This window comes from Collinsella sp. AM34-10 (assembly GCF_003469185.1).
In the GTDB taxonomy this organism is placed as follows: domain Bacteria; phylum Actinomycetota; class Coriobacteriia; order Coriobacteriales; family Coriobacteriaceae; genus Collinsella.
This window is the reverse complement of the sequence record NZ_QSIL01000004.1, coordinates 224321-245971: the sequence shown is the minus strand read 5'-3', so window position 1 is coordinate 245971 and position 21651 is coordinate 224321. Positions and strand designations below refer to the sequence as shown.

At 59.7% G+C, this 21651-nt stretch carries 17 protein-coding genes and 1 tRNA gene; 8 read left to right on the top strand and 10 right to left on the bottom strand.

The genetic code is table 11. The annotated features are described in order from the left end of the window. The first annotated feature begins 214 nt into the window (after positions 1 to 214). Positions 215 to 1228: an asparaginase gene (locus tag DW823_RS05670; RefSeq protein ID WP_055309953.1), complete on the top strand. Its 1014-nt coding sequence runs from the start codon at positions 215 to 217 to the stop codon at positions 1226 to 1228. 22 nt (positions 1229 to 1250) lie between these two features. On the opposite strand, the gene DW823_RS05665 is transcribed toward DW823_RS05670, so the two are convergent. Continuing rightward, entirely contained in the window at positions 1251 to 1469 is a 219-nt protein-coding gene (locus DW823_RS05665) for a helix-turn-helix domain-containing protein (RefSeq protein ID WP_055251052.1), read from the bottom strand. Positions 1470 to 1545: 76 nt separating this feature from the next. On the opposite strand from DW823_RS05665, the gene DW823_RS05660 reads away from it, so the two are divergent. Further along, positions 1546 to 1935, top strand: a complete 390-nt coding sequence (locus tag DW823_RS05660) for a hypothetical protein (protein WP_118080962.1) — start codon at positions 1546 to 1548, stop codon at positions 1933 to 1935. A 9-nt stretch (positions 1936 to 1944) separates the two neighbouring features. Here DW823_RS05660 and DW823_RS05655 read toward each other — a convergent pair whose 3' ends face one another. From DW823_RS05655 to DW823_RS05640, 4 genes are all read right to left on the bottom strand, one after another. Further along, positions 1945 to 2328, bottom strand: a complete 384-nt coding sequence (locus DW823_RS05655) for a DUF1648 domain-containing protein (protein ID WP_117803697.1) — start codon at positions 2326 to 2328, stop codon at positions 1945 to 1947. An 11-nt stretch (positions 2329 to 2339) separates the two neighbouring features. After that, the gene (ychF, locus tag DW823_RS05650; protein ID WP_035136922.1) at positions 2340 to 3416 is read right to left on the bottom strand and encodes a redox-regulated ATPase YchF; all 1077 of its coding nucleotides are present in this window, start codon (positions 3414 to 3416) and stop codon (positions 2340 to 2342) included. Between the two features lie 127 nt (positions 3417 to 3543). After that, positions 3544 to 4887, bottom strand: a complete 1344-nt coding sequence (locus tag DW823_RS05645; RefSeq protein WP_117848085.1) for a 6-phospho-alpha-glucosidase — start codon at positions 4885 to 4887, stop codon at positions 3544 to 3546. A gap of 154 nt (positions 4888 to 5041) precedes the next feature. Next, positions 5042 to 6634 carry an alpha-glucoside-specific PTS transporter subunit IIBC gene (locus tag DW823_RS05640; protein WP_118080960.1) on the bottom strand — a complete coding sequence of 531 codons (1593 nt, stop codon included), beginning with the start codon at positions 6632 to 6634 and terminating at the stop codon, positions 5042 to 5044. Between the two features lie 356 nt (positions 6635 to 6990). Between DW823_RS05640 and DW823_RS05635 the strand changes: the two genes are divergently transcribed. Both DW823_RS05635 and DW823_RS05630 read left to right on the top strand, forming a co-directional pair. Then, complete coding sequence (locus DW823_RS05635) at positions 6991 to 8016, top strand: zinc-dependent alcohol dehydrogenase family protein (RefSeq protein WP_118080958.1); 1026 nt, start codon at positions 6991 to 6993, stop codon at positions 8014 to 8016. Between the two features lie 65 nt (positions 8017 to 8081). Then, a complete protein-coding gene (locus tag DW823_RS05630; protein WP_117876759.1) occupies positions 8082 to 8837 on the top strand; it encodes a GntR family transcriptional regulator in 756 nt (251 codons plus the stop codon). 131 nt (positions 8838 to 8968) lie between these two features. Here the strand turns inward: DW823_RS05630 and DW823_RS05625 are convergent, their stop codons facing one another. From DW823_RS05625 to DW823_RS05610, 4 genes are all read right to left on the bottom strand, one after another. After that, positions 8969 to 10222, bottom strand: coding sequence for a 4Fe-4S binding protein (locus tag DW823_RS05625; RefSeq protein WP_118080956.1), 1254 nt, complete (start codon positions 10220 to 10222; stop codon positions 8969 to 8971). A gap of 150 nt (positions 10223 to 10372) precedes the next feature. Next, positions 10373 to 11440, bottom strand: coding sequence for a glycerol dehydrogenase (locus DW823_RS05620; RefSeq protein ID WP_118080954.1), 1068 nt, complete (start codon positions 11438 to 11440; stop codon positions 10373 to 10375). A gap of 144 nt (positions 11441 to 11584) precedes the next feature. Continuing rightward, entirely contained in the window at positions 11585 to 12685 is a 1101-nt protein-coding gene (locus tag DW823_RS05615; protein ID WP_118080952.1) for a glycerol dehydrogenase, read from the bottom strand. 83 nt (positions 12686 to 12768) lie between these two features. Beyond that, the gene (locus tag DW823_RS05610; RefSeq protein WP_117655226.1) at positions 12769 to 13992 is read right to left on the bottom strand and encodes an iron-containing alcohol dehydrogenase; all 1224 of its coding nucleotides are present in this window, start codon (positions 13990 to 13992) and stop codon (positions 12769 to 12771) included. 500 nt (positions 13993 to 14492) lie between these two features. Here DW823_RS05610 and DW823_RS05605 point away from each other — a divergent pair, with 500 nt between their 5' ends. The 4 genes from DW823_RS05605 (at position 14493) to DW823_RS05590 (ending at position 19204) form a co-directional block, all read left to right on the top strand. After that, positions 14493 to 15569 carry a hypothetical protein gene (locus DW823_RS05605; protein ID WP_118080950.1) on the top strand — a complete coding sequence of 359 codons (1077 nt, stop codon included), beginning with the start codon at positions 14493 to 14495 and terminating at the stop codon, positions 15567 to 15569. Continuing rightward, positions 15569 to 16612 carry a hypothetical protein gene (locus DW823_RS05600; protein WP_118080948.1) on the top strand — a complete coding sequence of 348 codons (1044 nt, stop codon included), beginning with the start codon at positions 15569 to 15571 and terminating at the stop codon, positions 16610 to 16612. Before DW823_RS05605 ends, DW823_RS05600 begins: the two co-directional genes overlap by 1 nt. A 45-nt stretch (positions 16613 to 16657) precedes the next feature. Then, positions 16658 to 18835, top strand: a complete 2178-nt coding sequence (locus tag DW823_RS05595; RefSeq protein WP_118080946.1) for a MurT ligase domain-containing protein — start codon at positions 16658 to 16660, stop codon at positions 18833 to 18835. A gap of 292 nt (positions 18836 to 19127) precedes the next feature. Next, a tRNA-Glu gene (locus DW823_RS05590) sits at positions 19128 to 19204 on the top strand. Between the two features lie 198 nt (positions 19205 to 19402). On the opposite strand, the gene DW823_RS05585 is transcribed toward DW823_RS05590, so the two are convergent. Then, on the bottom strand, positions 19403 to 21490 hold the full coding sequence (locus DW823_RS05585; RefSeq protein WP_118080944.1) for a glutamine synthetase III: 2088 nt from the start codon (positions 21488 to 21490) through the stop codon (positions 19403 to 19405). Positions 21491 to 21651 lie beyond the last annotated feature (161 nt).

Sequence of the window (21651 nt, the reverse complement as noted above, 5' to 3'; positions counted from 1 at the left end):
AATAACTTCCATAGTGTACACGTTATATGGGGTTTCTCGTCCCTCGCGGCCATCAGCGCACGGCAAACGCACGACCTGGGCCCTTATTTGACGGCAATTGAAGTATTACTAAACATTACAGATGATGTATTACGTTTGAACATTGGACGCCCTGTGCCACAATACTGCCGAACGACTCCGCCCTTGCGGCGACAAAACCGATAGGAATACCAGCATGAAGCGCATCCTTCTCATCGCCACGGGCGGCACCATCGCATCGACCGAGGACGGCAACGGCCTCTCCCCCGCCCTGACCGGTGAGGAGCTCGCCCAGAGCGTCCCCGAGATCTCGGGCCTCTGCGAGCTCGACGTCGTGCAGCCCATGAACATCGACAGCACCAATATGCGCCCCAGTGACTGGATGCGTATCCGCGACGTCATCGTCGAGGGTTATGCCGACCACGACGGCTTCGTGATTCTGCACGGCACCGACACCATGAGCTACACCGCGGCGGCGCTTTCCTATCTGATTCAGGACAGCCCCAAGCCTATCGTACTCACCGGCTCGCAAAAGCCCATGGGCAATCCCTTTACCGACGCCAAGCTCAACCTGTACCAGAGCCTGCTCTATGCGCTCGACGAGCACTCGCACGACGTCTCAATCGTGTTTGGCGGCGTAGCCATTGCCGGTACGCGCGCCCGCAAACAGCGCACCATGAGCTTTAACGCGTTCATTAGCGTCAACTATCCGCCCATCGCCTATATCCGCAACGACCGCATCGTGCGCAACGGGCTTCACGGCACGCATCAGGGCGAAAACCCGGTGCGTTTCTACGACAGCATCGACCCGCGCGTATTTGTACTCAAGCTCACGCCCGGCGTAAACCCGGGCATCCTCGACGCCCTTGCCGATAGCTACGACGCTGTAATCCTTGAGACCTTTGGCATTGGCGGTATCCCCGAGTTTGGCGAGTCGGGCGAGTCGTTCCAAGAGGCGATTTTCCGCTGGGTCGATTCGGGCCGCACCGTCGTTATGACCACGCAGGTCCCCGAAGAGGGCCTTGATCTGGGTGTTTATGAGGTCGGCCGTGCCTACGCCGATCATCCGGGCATTTTGCGCGGCGACGACATGACCACCGAGACGCTCGTGGCCAAGACCATGTGGGCGCTCGGCCAGTCACGCGATGCCGCCGAGATCCAGCGCCTGTTCTACAGCCAAGTCAACCACGACCGCATCCCGATGGCGTAATTCAGTTGTCGACGGGTATCCCCTATTCGATGCCCTCGAGAAGCTCTGATACCGTCATGCCGAGTGCGGGCGCGATCTTAAATAGAACCTTGAGCGTGAAATTTGCCGTCCCATCTTCGATTCGGTCGAGGTAGGGTCGGCTGATTCCTGTCGCCACACAAAAATCGACCTTGGAGATACCAAGGTCCCTGCGCGTCTGCTCGACTCGCTTGCCAAGAATCTGTTTCGCACGTTCGTCCATGCAGCCGAGTTTGAAATGGAGCTGAACAAAAACGTAAACTATAGTTTACGTTTAAACGAATACACAGGAGTTTTCTATGTCGGGTTCTTCGGTCCGCATGTACCGAGCCATGCTTCGCACAAACAGCGCACCGCCCAAGCTCGTCGTCGTTGAAGCCGAATGCCTTTCGCCCGATGAGCGCACAGCATTTGCATTGCTATCAAGTCGCGTCGCCGCCGTTCTGGTCCCTTGCCCGGCGCAAGGTGAACTTGCCATCCAATGCCAAGCGCACAGCTGCTCGCTCAATCAGGCTGCCGTAATCGCAACCAGCCAACGTGGTCTGCCCCTTCTCCTGGAAGCCGGTATCGCACTCGCCCTTCGCGGCGCCGGATACGAAAACGAGGCCGCCGCCGACATGGTCTTTAAACCACGATCGAGCGGCGGCCTCGCAGCAGCCCTTGAATATGCGTGCAGGCTCGTTGCCTAAAAGGACAGGCTAGAAACCAAAGCCAAAGCCCGTTCCGGTAATCGCCGAGTACATAAAGTAAACGTTGACCACGTTGAGGAACACACCCGTGATGCAACCGTTACGCAGGTAGCGCTCGCACACGATGCGCGCCATGGCGGCGGAGTCATCATTGTTTTTAGCCTGGCGTCCTGCCGTAAAGTACGTCGCCACGCTCAGCAGCAGATTGAGCACCGGCAGTGCCAGCAACTCGTAACTCTTGCCCCAGCGCGTCACCTCGCCGGCGGCATTAAACTTTGTTGCCACCTCGGGACCAATGTTGGGGATAACACACGCTGCGACCACCAGCGGAATCACCGCAAGTACGAGCAGTGCAATACCCATGTAGCCGGCTTTTTTACCATATTTAAACATGCGCGTCGTCCTTACACGTTAAAGCGGAAGTGCACGACGTCGCCATCGGCCATGACATAGTCCTTGCCCTCAATACGCAGCTTGCCGGCGGCCTTGGCGCCCTGCTCACCGCCGAGCTCGATGTAGTCGTCATAGCCAATGACCTCGGCCTTAATAAAGCCGCGCTCAAAGTCGGTGTGGATGACGCCGGCGGCCTGCGGGGCGGTCGCGCCCTGACGAACCGTCCAGGCCTTGACCTCCATCTCGCCGGCCGTAAAGAACGACTGCAGGCCAAGCAGCTTATAGGCCGCCTGTGCGAGCACGTCCAGGCCGGGCTGCTCCAAGCCCAAGCTCTCCAGGTAGTCGGCGGCGTCCTCGGGATCGAGCTCGGAAAGCTCGGCCTCGATCTTGGCGCAGATGGGCAGCGGCTTAACACCATCGATGGGCGCCAGATCGTCGTTGAGCATATCCTCGTCCACGTTGGCCACATACAGGATGGGCTTCATAGTGAGCAGGAACAGGCCCTTGGCAGCGGCGCGCTCCTCGTCGGTCATCTCCATGGACGCGGCGCGCTTGCCCTCGTTGAGCCAGGCAAGCAGACGCTTGGCGACCTCGAACTTGGGCATGAGCTCCTTGTCGCGCTTGGCCTCCTTCTCGAGCTTGGGCAGCTGCTTCTCGAGCGTGCCCATGTCGGCCAGGATGAGCTCGGTCATGATGGTGTCGGCGTCACCGGCGGGATCGACGAACTCGCCCGTGCGACCCACCTCACGCATGACGTTGGGGTCCTTAAAGTAGCGCACGACCTCGCAGATGGCGTCGGTCTCGCGAATGTTGGCCAGGAACTGGTTGCCCAAGCCCTCGCCCTCGTTGGCGCCCTTCACCAGACCTGCGATGTCGACGAACTCGACCGTCGCCGGCACGATGCGACCCGGGTTAACGATGTCGGCGAGCTTTTGCAGGCGGCTATCGGGCACGTCGACGATACCCACGTTGGGGTCGATCGTGGCGAACGGATAGTTGGCGGCAAGGCCGGTCTTTTTGGTAAGCGCGGTGAACAGCGTCGACTTGCCCACGTTGGGCAGGCCCACGATACCGATGGAAAGGGACACGACAGCTCCTTTTGGTACAGGTACTTCAAACCGTATAAGTATAGCGCCGCCGCAGCATCTGGGCGAACCCGGACGCCACGGCGGCGCAAATGAAGCAGAGATGAGTGAGAGTTCGAGACTGCAGTCCTTACTTAAGCTCGGGCCAGAAATCCTTGTTGGCCTCGATGAGCTCGTCCAGGATCTGCTTAGCAACGCTCGCCGAAGGAATGGTCTTGGAGAGCGTGAGTGCCTGCCAGAGCTTCTGGTAGCTGCCCTCGACCCAAGCCTGGACAACGAGCTTCTCGACGGAAACCTGCTGCTCCATCAGGCCCTTCTGGAACTGCGGAATCGGGCCCTGGCAGATCTTCTCAAAGCCGTTGGAGCCGACGATGCAAGGCACCTCGACCATGGCCGTCGGGTCGAAGTTGGGCACAGCGCCATCGTTGGGGACGATCAGCAGAAAGCGCTCGAGCGTGTTCTCGGCCAGTGCGCAGGCAAGGTCGACGATGTAGTTGGCATGTACATCTGGCTCAAAGCCGCCGTCCTTGGCAGTACCCTTGGCGATGATGTCGCGGCAAGCGCCAAAGACCTTCTTCTCACGGCCGTCCATAACCTCATTGGCGCGAGTGTAGTTGGGGTCAGACGTCTCGACGACATAGTCCGGGTACAGGTAATACTTGAGGTAGGTATTGGGAATCGTCTCGGGATCGACAGCATAGACATCCTTGGCCTTGCCGAAGGTGTGAATCCAGCTCTCCTCGACATGCTGCTCCTTGCCGGCCTCGTGCTCGATGCCGTCCAGGTAGCCGTTCTTAGCCATGTGCTCCTTAATCTGCGGCATGAGGTCGTTGCCGTCCTTGTCGTAGATCTTGCTCCACCAACCAAAGTGGTTGAGGCCGTAGTAGCTATACTGCAGCTCGCGACGATCCTTGATGCCGCACATACGGCTCATCTTATCCATGAGGTCGATCGGCATGTCGCAGATGTTGATGATGCGGCTGTTGGGGCGCAGCACGCGGCAAGCCTCGGCGACGATGGCCGCGGGGTTGGAGTAGTTGAGCATCCAGGCGTTGGGGCTGTACTTCTCCATGTAGTCGAGGATCTCGATAACGCCGCCGATGGAGCGCATGCCGTAGGCGATACCGCCGGCACCGCAGGTCTCTTGGCCAACGCAGCCGTACTTGAGAGGAATCTTCTCGTCAAGCTCACGCATGGCGTACAGGCCGACGCGGATGTGAGCAAGGACGAAGTCGGTCCCGGTGAATGCGGTCTCGGGATCGGTGGTGTAGCTAAACTCAACCTCGGGGGCGTTCTCGTGGAAGTAGATCTCGCAGGCCTTGGCCACGGTCTCCTGGCGCTCGGCGTTGTTGTCGTAGAAGGTCACCTTGTTGACCGGGAAGCGGTCGCGCTCCTCAAGCAGCATCAGAGCGATGCCCGGGGTGAAGGTAGAGCCACCGCCGGCAATGGTCACGGCATAGTTTTTCTTGGACATGATGTCCTCCTCATTCTGGCCGCTTGCTCAATCCATCCCCGTACGCGGCCTGCACGGTTTGGAATTGTTACCTAGAAGTGGAGTTTTTATCTCTAGAATCGGCCTTGCGGTGCATACCGGCTCTGCAAGGCCGATTGTTTCGATGGACGATGGTTTACAGAAGACTCTCGAACTTCTCGCGAACCTGCGGGACGGTAAGGCCGATGATGACCTGGATTGACTGGCCTTGGACCACCAAGCCATGCGTACCGATTGCCTTGAAGGAAGCCTCGGGTGCAACGGCGCCCTTGTCCTTGACGTTAACGCGCAGACGGGTAGCGCAGTTAGTTACATCGATGACGTTGTCCGTGCCACCGAGTAGATCGAGAATGTTCTCGGCAAGCACCAAGCGCTCGTCATCTTTACTCTGGGCGACCGATTTGCTAGCAGCAGCACCGCTCTGCTTTTGCTTGTAGTCGGCCTTGGACTTGAGCTCGACCTCAACATCGTCATCCTCGCGACCGGGGGTCTTAAAGTCGAACTTGATGATCAAGAAACGGAAGACCACGACCCAAAGAGCGGTAAAGCACAGACCGACAAGGATGGAGATGGCGTACTGCAGACCGTGTGCGGCCCAAAGGGGCAGCCAGTCCCACGAGAGCATCGAGATGATTCCGCCGTCGAAGATACCCACGACGCCAAGGAGGTTTTGAGCCATGCAGCCGAGCGCTCCGAGCACGCAGTGGACGACGAACAGGCCGGGCGCAATGAACAGGAAGGTGAAGTCAAGCGGCTCGGTAATACCGCAAAGCATAGCGGTAAGGGTGACGGGAATGAGCAGAGCCTTGACGCGCTGCTTGCGCTCGGGTTTGGCGGTCATATAAAACGCAATGGCGACGCCGAGCGAGCCGAAGACCTTAGTCCAACCAGGGCAGGTATAGGCAGCCCAGGGTGCGGCATCCTTAAGAGCAATGCTCGGATCGGCAGCCAGTTGGGGCAGGATGTTGGCCCAAGCAGCAAAGATGCCACCGTTGACTGCCGCGTTGTCGTAATAGAACGGCGTATAGATAAAGTGGTGCAGGCCTGTAGGGATCAGCACGCGCTCGAAGAAAGCAAAGACGCCCACGCCGAACGTACCGGCGGAAAGGATGAATCCCTGGAAGGCGGAGATAGCAGCCTGGACATGCGGCCACACCAGGCAGGCGATAAGAGCGACCGGAACCATAACGAAGAAACCGATCATATAGATGAACACGGAGCCCGAGAACACGCCCAACCACTCAGGAAGTTCGGTGTCGAAGTACTTGTTGTGAAGCATCGTGGCGATACCTGAAATGATAAGCGCGCCCATGATGCCCATATCAAGCGTTTTGATGCTTGCGATAGTGGCAAGACCAGTACCGCTGCCCGCCTCGACAGAGTAGTCGACCCCAAAGACAGGGCCCCACTGCCCCAAGATTGTGCTTACAAAGTAGTTGAAGGTAAGGTAGATGGCCAAAGCCTCCATGCAGCAGCGAGCGTTCTGCTTGTTCGCGAGCGAGATTGGCAACGCTACGCAAAACAGCAACGGCATCTGGTTAAAGAGCGTCCAACCACCCTGGAGCAGCACATTCCAGCAATCAAACCAAAGATGGCCCGCAGTGGCCATCTCGCCAAAGATCGCCTCGGTGGTAAACAACGTACCCAGGCCGACGACGATTCCGGAAAATGCGAAAAGAATTGCAGGCGTGTACATTGCACCGCCGAAACGTTGTATCTTTTGCATCATGACGGGGAATCCCCCTCTCTTCATTCGGAGCGACTGCGGTTTTGGCTTCACTCGAGACCGCAGACGCGCCGTTTGCGTGTACCTCGTGCAATAGGACGGGTGGGCCCGTGTCCCTGACTTCTTGCACTTCTTTTTTATCATATCACTTATCTAGACAAGTTAGCATTAATACTACGGTCGGTAAACGGTTGATTATTAGCCGTAAACGGTATATGTCCAGTATTTCGCCTGCTAAAGCTGATATAGCTGATGGCCTCAATTCATAATTCTTTTCTACTTGTCTAGATATGCTTGTCTATATCTGCATACACGCCTATACTTCATTACAACATTCACCGCCACGTTAAGGAGTCACCATGAAAAGCGCGGTCTTCTATGGAAAGCACGACCTCAGAGTCGAGGAATCGGCAAAGCCGGCCGTGGGCAGGCGCGACGTTCTGATCAACGTCAAAGCTTGCGGCGTCTGCGGTACCGACGTTCATATCTATGAAGGCGACAAGGGCGCAGCGGACGTTACCCCGCCCACGATCCTTGGTCATGAGTTTGCGGGCGTTGTCGAGGCCGTGGGCAGCGATGTCGCTGGCTTTAAACCGGGCGATCGCGTGTGCATCGACCCAAACCATCCCTGCGGCTGCTGCGAACCCTGCCGCGACGGAATCAACCACTACTGCGAGCATATGACCGGCTACGGCACCACCGTTAACGGCGGCTTTGCGGAGTACTGCTCCGTCGATATGCAGCAAGTCTACAAGTTGGGCGATCACACCAGCTTTGAGCAGGGCGCTATGACCGAGCCCGTCGCCTGCTGCCTGCACGGCATCGATATGTGCAACATCAAGCCCGGCAGCACAGTTGTCGTTATCGGCGGTGGCATGATCGGTCTGCTCATGATGCAGCTTGCTAAAAACGCCGGCGCCACCAAGGTTGTCTTGCTCGAGCCCGTCGAAGGCAAGCGCGAGGTTGCGCTCAAACTCGGCGCCGACCTGGCAATTGATTCCATCCACGAGGACGTCCCGGCCCGCCTGGAGCAGGAGGGCGTCGGCAACGTCGATGTCGTTATCGAGTGTGTTGGCAAGCCCGTCACCATCGAGCAGGCCATCCAGATCGCCGGCCACAAGGCTACGGTCATGATGTTCGGCCTCACCAAGCCCGATGAGACAATCACCGTCAAGCCCTTCGAGGTCTTCCAGAAGGAGCTTGTGCTTACCTCGTCCTACATCAACCCTTATACGCAGCGTCGCGCGCTCGAGCTCATCGACTCTGGCAGGCTCGACGTATCCTCGATGGTCGCCAAGGTGGCTTCCCTCGACGAACTCGGCGCCATCCTGTCAGACCCAGCTCTGCGTGCCATGGGTAAATATATAATCGACCCCAGCAAGTAAATCGATTGACACCTGCGCGGACGGCCCTCATCCGTCGTTCACGCACCCAGCTCTAGGAGACCGTCATGGCGCGAGCCATCTTCCAAACTATTTATGACAACGTGAAGCAGTCGATTGACGACGGCACATACGCCTATCAGAGTTATCTGCCTTCGGAGACTGAGCTCACGCAGCTGTTTGACTGTTCGCGCATGACGGTCCGTCGCGCCATCTCGATGCTTGCGGCAGATGGCTACGTGCTCCCCCAGCAAGGCAAAGGCATGCGCGTCATTCGCAACATCAGTGACGAGAAGAGTCGTGGTGGCGGCGGACTCGAGACCTTTAAGGAAATCGCGGTCAACCGAGGCTTTGAGCTCAAGACTGTCACCACCGTCTTTGAGCTCCTCATCTGTAGCAAGGCGCTCTCCAAGATTACCGGGTTTCCCGAAGGCTGTGAGCTCACACGCGCCAAACGCATCCGTTATGCAGACGGACAAGCCGTGTGCTCCGACGACTCCTATTACCTAAGCTCACAAGTACCGGGGCTGACACCCGAGATTGTCAACGACTCGATCTATCGTTACCTCGAAGAAGATCTTGGCATTAAGATTGCCACGGGCAAACGCGATGTAACGATCGAGCATCCCACGCCCGAGGATACGCGCGTGCTCGATCTCGACGACTTTAACGCACTCGCCGTTATACGCGGACAGACCTACAACGCCGACGGTATCCTTATGGAATACACCGAGACCAAACAGGTTCCCGGGTTCTTTTTGCTCCATGAAACCGTGACGCGCAACGGTACCGGTCGAACCGGCCACCAAAGCAGCATGAACTAACCATTTATTAGTTGCGGTGGAATAGTTCCTAGAATGGCCAGCTTAAGGGCAAAACAGGAACTATTCCACCGCAACTTTTTTGGCCGGCGGGGCAGTACCTGTCCCACCGGCCATCATTTACGCTCTTTTAGCTAGTCCGCGAGCTTCTCCACCTGATCGAGCATCTTGTCGAGCTTAGCCTTTGCCTCGGCCTTGACCTTCTCGGCCTCCTCGTGGGCCTTGGCCTTCTGAGCGGCCTTTTCCTCGGCCTCGGGATCGACGACGACCAGGTTAGATGCATCATGCTCAACCAACTTAAGCGCATGCTCGGGACACACCTTGACGCAGGCCCCGCAACCTAGGCAATACGTGGACTCCAGTGCAAAGCGACCGCTTCCCACCAAATCGCAGGCAAACGTGGGGCACACGTTGACACACTCGCCACACGACGTGCACTTGTCAAAATCGCATTCCGGCGTGCTCACCTGCATGTTCTGGGCAAGCTCGGGATGGTTTTGCAGCGTCGAGAGTACCAGCTGGCGCCCGTGCGTAAGCGTACGGCGACGCTTGGTCGTCGTGGTGCCGCACATGGTGTTGAGCGTGCGCTCCAGCTGCGTAATCTGGTGACGGTGGGCCTTCAACTTCTGCGTCACCGAGGCCAGCGCCGCCGTCGCCGGATTGAGCTTGGTCACCGTCAGGCCCGTTGTACGGGCGATCTTTTCCATGTACTCTTTGCGCTCGTACTCGCGAAGCTTATGGCACTTGAGGCTCTTGGGGTCGACCTCCAGGCCCATGCCCGTACCGGCCCACTCCTCGGCAGTGGCGATGGCCTCGCCCAGAATATCCTCGCCACCGGTGTTGCGACACTTATCGCACACGCCCAGTGGCAGGTAGACGCTCACGTTGGGATAGTCGGCCAGCACCGAGAACCAGGTCTCGGCCGTAATATCGCCCACACAGGCAACGACGACCTCGTTTTCGCGCGGCATGCGCTTGAGGGCGCGCGTGCAGGTGACGTAGGCGGTCTCGTGGCTCGTAGCAGCAGAGACGATATCGTCATATAGGTTTTTAGGCGCCAGGCGCGGCGAGATGATCGCCTCGGTCGGACAGGCAGCGGCGCACAGGCCGCACTTGCGGCAGGAGTCGAGGATCTCGATGGCGTCTTCCTCGACCTCGATAGCGTTGACCGGGCACACGTCCATGCACGCGGTGCAACCGCTCTTTTCGTTTTTGCAGGTCAGGCACGGAATGGTGTTGCCGCGCGGACGCTCCTTGTAGTCGGCAGGATTCCACTGCGGTGCCGACGGATCGAGTGCATCGGTCACACCGCCAAGCGGGTTTTTAAGAAAGTCGAAACCCTTGCTGATCTCGATAATGTCATCAAACAGATCGTGTTCCTGCGCCATGCGCGGCCCCTCCCTGAGCAGTGCAAACAAGCAAGAGATAATGATACGCTATCGGCCCACGCCTCGGGCAAATTACACGCGGCGCATCTTTGCGGCAAATAGCCTATGCCTATCGCCGCCTCGATTGCACAAGGTCAATCAAGCGCCAAGCTATGCCTCGCACATGAGCTGCACGAGCTTCTGTTTGGTCACCTTGGTCTGCTCGTTGGCCATGTTACGCTCGTTTCTAAAGACCGCATTTGCAACACTCTGCAGATCGGCATCGGAAATCTCGCCAAGGCCCAGCTCCTCGAGCGTCGTCGGCAGACCGACGCGTTGGCAAAACTCGAGCACCCGATCAAGCTCGGGTGCACGCTCCAGACGAAGCTGAACCATCAGACCAAACGCTACGGCCTCGCCGTGCATGGCCTTGCACTCGGGCAAAATCGTCAGGCCGTTGGCGATCGCATGCGCCAACGCCAAACCGCCACTCTCAAAGCCAACACCCGAGAGCAGAATATAGCACTCGATCAGGCGCTCAACTGCCGGCGATGTACGGCCCTTTTTGAGATCGCGCTTGGCAGCGACGCCGCACTCCATGAGTGTGTCATAGCAGGCACGAGCCGCAACCAAGGCCAAGTGCCCCGGCGCGCCACCGTGCTCGTTGGCACCGTGCGCCGCGGCGCACGAACGCGCCTCGAAGTACGTTGCCAGTGCGTCGCCCATGCCAGCGACCGTCATACGCAGTGGGGCTGCCGCGACCACGTTGGTATCGACCACGACCAGGTCTGGATTCTTCTCGAGCATCAGGTAGTGGTCGAACGACCCATCCTCGTGATACAGCACCGAAATCGCGCTGCACGGACCGTCCATCGAAGCCGCCGTTGGGCATACGCACAACGGCACCTCGGCATAAAACGCAACGGCCTTGGCAATATCGAGTATCTTGCCGCCGCCAATGCCCACCACCATGTCGCAATACTCGGCCCGGGCTTCCTTAGCCATTTCGACAACGGCGTCTTCCGTACACGGACCGTCATAAATCTTAAAGAACGGCTCACTTAGATCTTCGTCCAGAAATCCATCGACAATCTGCTTGCACAGCCGATCCTCGGTGCCCTGGTCAAACAAGACATAAGCAGCGCAGCCCAACCATGACAAATACCTGCCCTGACGCGAAAGTTCGCCCGGCCCCTGAACATACCGGCCGGGACCGCCATAAACCATGGGAAGCGCCATACGAGAATCCGCCCTTCATCAAACAACGATTGGTGCAAAGTAACTTGCCCCCTGCACCAACTTGTGCATTGGAGACAGGCCACTTTGCACCATAGTAAAAAGGGGCAAAGCCATCTGCTTGCTTTGCCCCTTCCTTAGCTTGATTTACTCATCCATGAGATAGTAGTGGCCCAGCGCGTCGGCACCCAGGATGGCGTTTGCGACCATCTCGGGCGTCACCTCAAACGGCATGTTGCACATGGTGTCATCGGGTGCGCAGGCGGCCTCGGCAACAATCATGGCCTGCTCGCGCGTAAGCTCGGCAACGCCAAGTTCCTTCATCGTGACCGGCAGGCCCAGCTCAATGCAGAAGCCCAAGACTTCCTCGAGCTTCTCGGTCGGGGCATCCTCGAGTACCAGCTGGACGATGGTGCCGAAGGCGACCTTCTCGCCGTGATACATGCCGTGGCACTCGGGCAGCATCGTCAGGCCATTGTGGATAGCATGAGCAGCAGCAAGGCCCGAGCTCTCAAAGCCAATGCCCGAAAGCAGCGTATTGGCCTCAATGATGTGCTCGACGGCAGGCGTGAGCGCACCCTTCTCCAGCGCGACCTTGGCCTTGACGCCATCGGCCATAAGCGTCTCGTAGCAGAGCTTGGCGAGCGCCAGGCCGGCCATGCCGCCCTTGCCGCCGGCGCAAGTGCCGCCGTCGGCATCATGCGTCGCCTGGGCCTCAAAGTAGGTTGCGAGCGCATCGCCCATGCCGGAAACCGTCAGGCGCACCGGGCTCGCCGCGATAACCGTCGTATCCATAAGGACGATATTGGGGTTTGCCTTAAGGAAGAGATACTTGTCGAACTGGCCGTCGTCGGTGTAGAGCACCGAAAGTGCCGAGCACGGAGCATCGGTCGAAGCAATGGTGGGGCAAATGATGACCGGGGACTCCAGGTAGTAGGCAACGGCCTTCGCGGTGTCGAGGATCTTGCCGCCACCGACGCCGACGATGATGTCGCAACCGTTGTCGCGAGCGAGCGCAACCAGACGATCGACCTCGCCCTTGGAGCACTCGCCGTTAAAGTCCTCAAACAGCAGCTCGGCCTTGGCCTCGGCAAAACTGCCCTCGATCTTGGCACCGACGCGCTTCTTGCCCGAAGGCGTCACGATGACGAGGGCCTTAGCGCCGAGCGGCTCGACATAGGAGCCGAGCTTGGCCAGCTCGTCCGGACCCTGGATGTACTTGCTGGGGCTATTGAAAATTGCAGCCATAACTATCCCATTCTCTAAAAGAAAAAAGAAAGGGGCTCCGTACGGATACGTGCGGAGCCCCTCGTTACGATAACAAGAGTCGATTAGAAATCGATGTCGGTGTCGTAGTAGCAGGCCTTGAGGATCTTCTCGAAGTCGGCAGCCTTGGTCTCACGCGGGTTCTCCGGCGTGCAGGCGTCGGTCTCGGCGTTCGCGGCGATCTCGGGCAGCTTGGCGAGGAACTCCTCCTCGGAAACCATCTGCGGGTTCTCGGCGTCGACCTTCACGCCACCATTCGCGTAATCCTTGATGGACTGCGGAATGTTGAGCTGGTCGTTGAGGTCGCGAATCTTCTGGACGAGCGCGGCGATGAGCTCCTCGTTGGTCTCGCCGGGAAGGTGCAGGATCTCCTTGGCCACGTAAGCATAACGCTCGGCAGCACGGGGATCCTTGGAGTTCCACTGGATGACCTTGCCCAGGTACATGGCGTTAGCAGCACCGTGGATGATGTGGCCGTTCTCGAAGGCAGCACCGGTCTTGTGAGCCATGGAGTGAACGATGCCGAGCAGGCCCGAGGAGAAGGCGATACCGGCGATGCACTGAGCCTCGTGCATGTGCTGACGGGCCTCATGGTCGCCAGCATAGGACTTGGGCAGCCACTCGACGATCTCGCGGATGCCGTGCAGAGCGTTGGCGTCGGTGAACATGGAAGCGCAGGTGGAAACGTAGGCCTCCATGCAGTGGGTCAGAGCGTCCATGCCGGTGTGAGCGCACAGCTTGGCGGGCATGGTGTAGGTGAGCTCGGGGTCGACGATGGCGACATCAGGGGTGATGTTGAAGTCGGCCAGCGGGTACTTGATGCCCTTGGCATAGTCGGTAATGACGGAGAAGGCAGTGACCTCGGTAGCGGTACCGGAGGTAGAGGAGATGGCGCAGAAGTGAGCCTTCTGACGCAGCTCGGGGAAGCTGAACGGCTGGATGATGTTATCGAAGGACTCCTCGGGATACTCGTAGAAGACCCACATGGCCTTAGCGGCATCGATGGGCGAGCCGCCGCCGATGGCGATAATCCAGTCGGGCTCGAACTCGCGCATGGCCTCGGCGCCCTTCATGACCGTCTCGATGGACGGATCGGACTCGACGCCCTCGAACAGCTTGACCTCCATGCCGGCCTCTTTGAGGTCGGCCTCAACGTCCTGCAGGAACCCGCCGCGGCGCATAGAGCTGCCGCCAGAAACGATGATGGCCTTCTTGCCCTTGAGGTTCTTCACCTCGTGGCGAGCGCCCTCACCAAAGTACAGATCGCGAGGATTGGTAAAACGTCCCATACTGTGCCTCCTAAACAAGCCCCTCTTAGACTTGCGTATATAACGGAGCACCCAATTGGCTCCGTTAGGACCGTTTTGCGCGTTGCCGGCGATGACAATGCGCGATGTCTAAACGTCTCAACGCTCAGACAAACACTATTCTACCGTTCTGGTTGGTCAGTTATTCACCTAAAGCCGACAATGATGAAACGTTTTTTCTATCCCTGAAGACCCTTGTGGGGCATTCATACTCCCAAGCTGGGCAAACGTTTTATCAAGGTTGACCACATATCCCGGGCAGGACTGTGGCCCTCCAAAATGTGCCCCGTTCGCCGCCAAAAATCGACCGTTTGCGGCACCGTGATACCACTCAGTCGTCCAAGGTGCCGACATTTGTGCGACATCCGTCTTCGTGGTGCAAAGGTGCATGTCCAAGTGCGGCACCCCCGGTGTGCCACATGCGGGTAAACTAGAACCTTATATAGAGACATTTGAACCCTAACCGCAGCAAAGGAGGCCCCATGGCATTCGATCCCATTCAAGAGGATTGCCATCGCCTCGTTCTTGAGGCCTTGCGCCGCGACAATATCCCGCTCACCGACGGTGCCGCCGTAGAGCGTCTGATGGAACAATTCACCCGCGACCCCGCGCCGCTCATCGTGCACGACCGCGACCGCGCCGGGCACCTCATTGCCAAGGTGGTCGAGGCTGTCGACTACCGCATTCCCTTTATCCCTGACGATACCCAGGCAGAGCAAGAAGAGGCCGCTGCCGAGAACATGCTTCGCGAGGCAGCCGCGCTCGACCCCACCAACTGGGATGCCCAGCGCATGCTGATCGCCCTCACCGCCAACTCCAACGAGGAGTACGTACAGTACTTGGTATCCAAGCGCGATGAAGTCGAGCACGACCTGGCACTCAAGATCGCCTCGGCGCAGGACCCCTACGAGCGCGAGGCCGCAGGCGACCTTATGCGCCGCCCCTACCTGCGCTGGCTTGCCGCCCTTGCGTCGCGCGCCCTCATTAGCGGCCGCTATCGCATGTCGCTCGAAGCCGCAAACCGCAGCCTCGACTTTGCCCCCAACGATCCGGCCGGCGTCCGTCACACCGCGATGCTCGCCATGGCGAAGCTCGAATACCCCGCCGAGGAGCTCAAGCGCTTTCGCTCTGCCCACTCCGTCCCCTATCTCACCAACACGCCGCTACGCCGTCGTCCCAAGGACGCGGAGCGCGACTTGGACCCATGGACGCTCATCGCGCTGATGAGCGCTGCCTGGCGCGAGCTGGACTACGAGGGTGCCGAGCACTACTTGCGCATCCTTGCACGCTCGTGCCCACACGCAGCCGAGGCGCTCTATTTCCAAACCGAGTTTCCCGATGGCGTCTATGCCCGCGTCAACGTGGGCGTGGGCTCCACCGACGAGCTTGTCCTTGCGCTGTCCGAGGCGACGCCGGTACTGCAAGAGGGCTTGGGCGCCCCCGACAACGCCAGCTTTGCCGCCTGGGTCGCCACCAACGATATCGTGCGTTCCCAGATTGACGAGCGCATCCTGCGGGCGGCCGAGCAGGGCCTGCCGTTTAAGGGAGGAGACCTCTAATGGATCCGAGCGTCTACATCCCCGCCTACCTGGAGCGCGCCTACCTTGCGTCGCACCCCGAACTCACCGATGCAGCACGCGAGCTTGTCCATAACGACGTGAGCGTCAACCCTCATAAGTATGCGCAGACCGAGCATGCCCAGGCACTGCTGTCCTATGCAGGCGTCCACCGCCACCTGCTCGACGAGCTCCATCGTATCGAGGACATGGGCAGCGACGAGGAGTTTGAACAGACGCGCAACCACCTGTTCGACGATACGCGCGATGAGCTGCTCAAGATCGTCCGCGTCGACGCGCTGGCCGTCGATGCCCAGCTGCTCGCCATCATTTTGGCGGACACGCCCGTCGACGCCTGTCTAGGCGACTTGATGAAGCTCGAGGCGACCACGGCCGATTACTTGCAGCAAAGCGTGCCCGGGTTCGACATGGAGGCCCCGCACTACTGGGCCAACAAGGTTTTGACGGACGGCGTGACGGCGGCCGATCTCACCGTAAGCGAGCCGGCTCTTATCGGGTGGCTCCACACGCTCGAGGCCATCTCGCAGCTGTGCATAGCGAGCGCTCGCTACCGTGCTGCCGCCAACTATTCTCGCCGCGTTCTTAAGGCGGAAGGCTATCCCACCCGAGCTGCAGGCACCGTGCTACTCGCCCTCGCTCGCCTGGAAGACGAGGACGGCTTTTTTGCCCTGGCCCACCAGCTCGAGGAGCAGATGGGGGCCGATGCCCTCGAGAGCTCCCCCTGGTACCTACTCGCCCGCACGATCCTGTTGTTCAAAACGAACAAGATGCGCCCGGCGACACGCGCGCTGCGCGAGTTTGCCAACCGCTGCGAGGGCGGCGCGTTCTTTTTGCTGAACCCCATGTATCAGACACCGTACCTTCCCTGCCGGCCCGAACCGCACGACCCCTGGGACCTTTCGCATCAGGCAGTTTGGGAGGCCGACGGCATCATCTCGGATACTCCCGACTTTGCCCCCTGGACCAACGCTTGCGAAGACGTATCGCAGCTTGCCCAGGAATTTGCGCGCCGTTACGGCTTTTAACGGCGCAAACGCCACGACCATGTCATTCACGTTAGGAACGGCTTCATGAACTTCCGCTCATTTCTCGCCTGCACCTCGAGCGATATCGCCCGCTGGGGGCTGCGCTCCGTCCTTAAGCGCCAGGGCGGCGTACTCCCCGGCCGCATCGCCATGAAGATCGACCCCGAGCTGCTAAGCGACCTCGCGGGCCTTGTCGACCGCAGCGTGGTGATCACCGGCACCAACGGCAAGACCACCACCTCCAACCTCATCGCCGATGCCGTTGCCGCCAGCGGCGCCACCGTGGTATGCAACCGCGCCGGCAACAACATGGAGCCAGGCGTGGTGGGCGCATTGCTCGAGGCGCGCGGCAACCTTAAGCGAACCGCCAGCAGCAAGCGCGTAGGCGTCTTTGAGTGCGACGAGCTCTACACGGTGCGCGTCCTGCCCAAGCTCAAGCCGACCTACTTTGTGCTGCTCAACCTGTTCCGCGACCAGCTGGACCGCTACGGTGAGATCGACCACACCCAGGACGTCATCGCCCACGCGCTGGAGCTTTCGCCGACAACGACGCTCATCTATAACGCCGACGACCCGCTGTGTGCCGCGATCGCCGCGCGCGTTCCCAATGCAAGCATCGCCTTTGGCATCGACGGCGCCACCGACACCGAGTCTGACCGCATTAGCGACTCGCGCTTTTGCTCGCAGTGCAACACCCCGTTGGAGTACGACTACGTGCAATACGGCCAGCTCGGCGCCTACCATTGCCCCTCGTGCGGTTGGGCACGCCCTGCGCTTGTCCGTCGCGTGACGGGCGTGGAGCTCGGCTGCGACGGCTACGATTTTGACCTGGTCTTTGGATCTGCGTCCAACGCGGCTGCCGTACACATCGCCACGCGCTACAACGGTCTGTACATGGTCTACAACGTTGCCGCCGCATTCTTTGCCGCACATGAGTTGGGCGTGGATACGGCGCACCTGCAGCCCACGCTCGATGCCTATGTGCCCGCCGGCGGACGCATGGGGCGCTGGGATATCGCCGGCCGCACCGTCGAGGCCAACCTGGCTAAGAATCCCGTAGGCTTCGATCGACAAATCCAGTCCATCAAGACTGCAGGCGGCAGACTCTGCGCTTTCTTCCTCAACGACAACGATGCCGACGGCCACGATGTATCGTGGATCTACGACGTCGACTTTGAGCGCATCGCCGACACGCCGGGTCTTGTCGCCTTTGCCGGAGGCACGCGTGCACACGACATGCAGGTACGCCTCAAGTACGCCGGCATCGATGCCGCGATTATCTCGGACGTCGCGCAGGCAATTGGCGCCGTGGCAGACGAGGCCGCCGATGACACCTTCTACGCAGTCGCCAACTACACGGCCTTCCCGCCGCTGGTCAAGGAGCTCGACGAGCTTAAGGGCACCGATGCGAGCTCGGTCGCCTCCCACGCCGTAACGCGCGCCGATGGCAGCGCTGTCCCCACCGACATTGCGCCGGTCGAGCTTTCGCGCCCGCTACGCATCGTCTACCTGTATCCCGATGCCCTCAACCTCTATGGCGACGGCGGCAACGTCATTGTCCTCGAGCGCCGCTGCTCCTGGCGCGGCATTCCCGTGCGCGTGGACGAAGTCCGTATGGGCGAGTCGCTCGATCTCACCGACGCCGACATCGTCATGATGGGCGGTGGCTCCGACCGCGACCAACTGGCCGTGGCACACGAGCTGCTCGCTCAAAAAGACAAGGTCGCAGCCTATGTTGAGGACGGCGGCTCGCTGCTCGCTATCTGCGGCAGCTATCAGCTGCTCGGCCGTTCGTACTATATGGGCGAGAATCGCATCGATGGCCTGGGCGTCGTTGCCGCCGAAACCGTGCGCGGCTCCGACCGCCTGATCGGCAACGTCGCCGTTAAGACCGACCTGGCACCCGAGCCCTTTGTGGGATTCGAGAACCACGGCGGCCGCACCCTGCTCGATGCAGAGGCCATGCCGCTCGGAACGTCCGTCGTCGTGGGCACCGGCAACAACGGCGACGATGACTTTGAGGGTCTGATCTACAAGGGAGTCATCGGCACGTACCTGCACGGACCAGCGCTACCCAAGAACCCCGAGCTCGCCGACTGGCTCATCGCCCACGCCCTTGAGCGCCGTGGCGACGCACAGGCCGCCGCCCTGCTGCCGCTCACGCCCCTCGACGACACCTACGAGCACGCCGCCCACGACGCCGCGATGAAGCTCCTCCCCTAACCACCACAAAGTGGACAGGCACCTTTGTGGTGGTTTCGACCCGCCACGGTAGTTTGTCTCGATCTGTAACATTCAGACCGTTAAAAGTCGTCTTACTGTTACAGATTGAGATGTTCGCCCCGACTGCCGCCGTCTGTCTCGATCTGTAACAGATAGAGCCGATTTGCTCGCCCAGATGTTACAGATTGAGATATTTGAAAATCGGGATAGAGAGTCGGCTCCTGTGTGGTGGTTTTCCAGTTTGCCAACGATATACGCGCCGGCAAAAAAGTCTGCTATACTCTTTCCCGCTGTCCCCATCGTCTAGCGGCCAAGGACGCCACCCTTTCAAGGTGGATATCGCGGGTTCGAATCCCGCTGGGGGCACCAACCCGAAAATGTGCGAACCCGTGCGATGTTAAGTCGTGCGGGTTCGTTTTTTGTCTTGGCTGTTTTCGTTTCGGCGCATGCGCGCCAAGCCCGTGCGCCAAATCAGCCAAGAACCTCTGCCGTCTTCGCCGGTGGCGACAAAAAAGAAGGGACCTCGCACAGGCGAGACCCCTTCGCACGCAAAATCAAACGTGTCTGTTACACGTAGAACAGAATGTCGTCGTAGGTCGGGACCGGCCAGTAGTCGGCGGCCACGATCTCCTCCATGGCGTCCACGGCGGCACGCAGCGTATCCATAGCGGGAACGACCTCGTGTGCATACACGTTGGCCTGCTCCTGGCCATCGAGAGCCTCGGCCTTCTGATGCACGGCGTCGAGCGCCTTGATGGAGTCGTTGATGGTGGTGATGCCGTTGCAGAGCTTGTTGAGCGTGTTCTGTTCGCACTGCATGGCAGCCTCGGCACCGGCGGCACGAATAGTCTCAAGGCCCTTAGCGACCTTGGTGGCATAGGCGGTAATGACCGGGCGATAGGTACGACGCGCCTCGCGAACCATCGTGGTGGCCTCGATGTTCATGAGCTTGTTGTACTTCTCGAGCTTGCAATCGTAACGACACTGGGCCTCGGCCTTGGTCAGGACACCCGTCTCCTCAAAGAGCGCGATAGCCTTATCGGAAACAAAGGCGGGCAGGGCGTCGGCCGTGGTCTTGTTGTTGGCAAGGCCGCGCTTCTCGGCCTCGATGGGCCACTCGTCGGAGTAACCGTCGCCGGAGAACAGGATGCGCTGGTGATCGGTCAGCACCTTCTTGCAGTACTCGAGCGCGGCGTCCTGGAACTTATCCTCGGGCGTACCCTCAAGGGCATCGGCGAAGGACTTGAGCGACTTGGCCACGGCGGCATCGAGCACCAGGTTGGAGTCGGAGACGTTCTGCTCGGAGCCGCAGGCACGGAACTCGAACTTGTTGCCGGTGAAGGCGAACGGGGAGGTGCGGTTGCGGTCGGTGTTGTCTTGCATCAGCTTGGGCAGGGTATCGGCACCCAGGTCGAGCACGCCGCGCGTGGCATGGACGGAAGCTTTGCCATCGATGATCTTCTCGACGACCTCGGTAAGCTGGTCGCCCAGGAAGATGGACATAATCGCCGGAGGAGCCTCGTTGGCGCCCAGACGATGGTCGTTGCCGGCCGAAGCAACGGAGGCACGCAGGAGCTCCTGATAGTTATCGACGGCCTCGATCACCGCGGTGAGGAAGACGATGAACTGCAGGTTGTCGAGCGGGGTGTCGCCCGGATCGAGCAGATTCTCGGACTCGGTGCCAAGCGACCAGTTGTTGTGCTTGCCCGAACCGTTGATGCCCTCGAAGGGCTTCTCGTGCAGCAGGCAGACCAAGTCGTGGCGGGAGGCGATGAGCTTCATCTTCTCCATCATGACCAGATTCTGGTCGATGGCCTCGTTGACCTCGCCATAGACGGGGGCGAGCTCGTGCTGGCAGGGAGCAACCTCGTTGTGCTTGGTCTTGGCGGGAATGCCAAGCGCCCACAGCTCGTTGTCCAGGTCCTTCATATAGGACGAGACGGTGGGGCGGATAGCGCCAAAGTAGTGCTCCTCGAGCTCCTGGCCCTTGCAGGGAGCGGCGCCAAAGAGGGTGCGACCGGTGATGACCAGGTCCTTGCGCTTGCGGTAGGCGTCCTTCTTGATCAGGAAGTACTCCTGCTCGTCGCCCACGGAAGGAACGACCTTCTTGGGGGTCTTGCCAAAGAGGGCGAGAACACGCTTGGACTCACGCGAGAGTGCGGTCATGGAGCGCAGCAGCGGGGTCTTCTTGTCCAGGGCCTCGCCCGTGTAGGAGCAGAACGCCGTGGGGATGCACAGGACGTCGTCCTTGATAAAGGCGGGGCTGGTGGGATCCCAGGCGGTGTAGCCGCGGGCCTCGAAGGTGGCGCGCAGGCCGCCGTTGGGGAAGCTGGAGGCATCCGGCTCGCCCTGGATGAGGTTCTTACCCGTGAACTTGGTAATGGCGGTGCCGTCGTGGTTGGGCTCGAGGAAGCTGTCATGCTTCTCGGAAGTGATGCCCGAAAGCGGCTGGAACCAATGCGCGTAGTGCGTAGCGCCCTTGGAGATGGCCCACACCTTCATGGCGTGGGCAACGGCGTTGGCCACATCCAGGTCGAGCGGCTCACCATCCTCGAGGGTTGCAGCAAGGCGCTTCCAAATGTCCTTGGGGAGGTAGTCCTTCATGACTTCCTCAGAGAACACCATGGTCCCGAAGCGGTCAGTAAGTTCGGCCATACGGAACTCCCTTCGTATCGGCACCGCGCGAGAAGCGGTGTTGATTACTAACGAACGAGTCATAGCTTAGGCTCGCCGTGTTTCCGCGACATTACCGTTGTGTTGCTGTCGCGAAACCAATCAATGAGGTTACCGCATCGCGGCAGTATTGCCACCCTTAA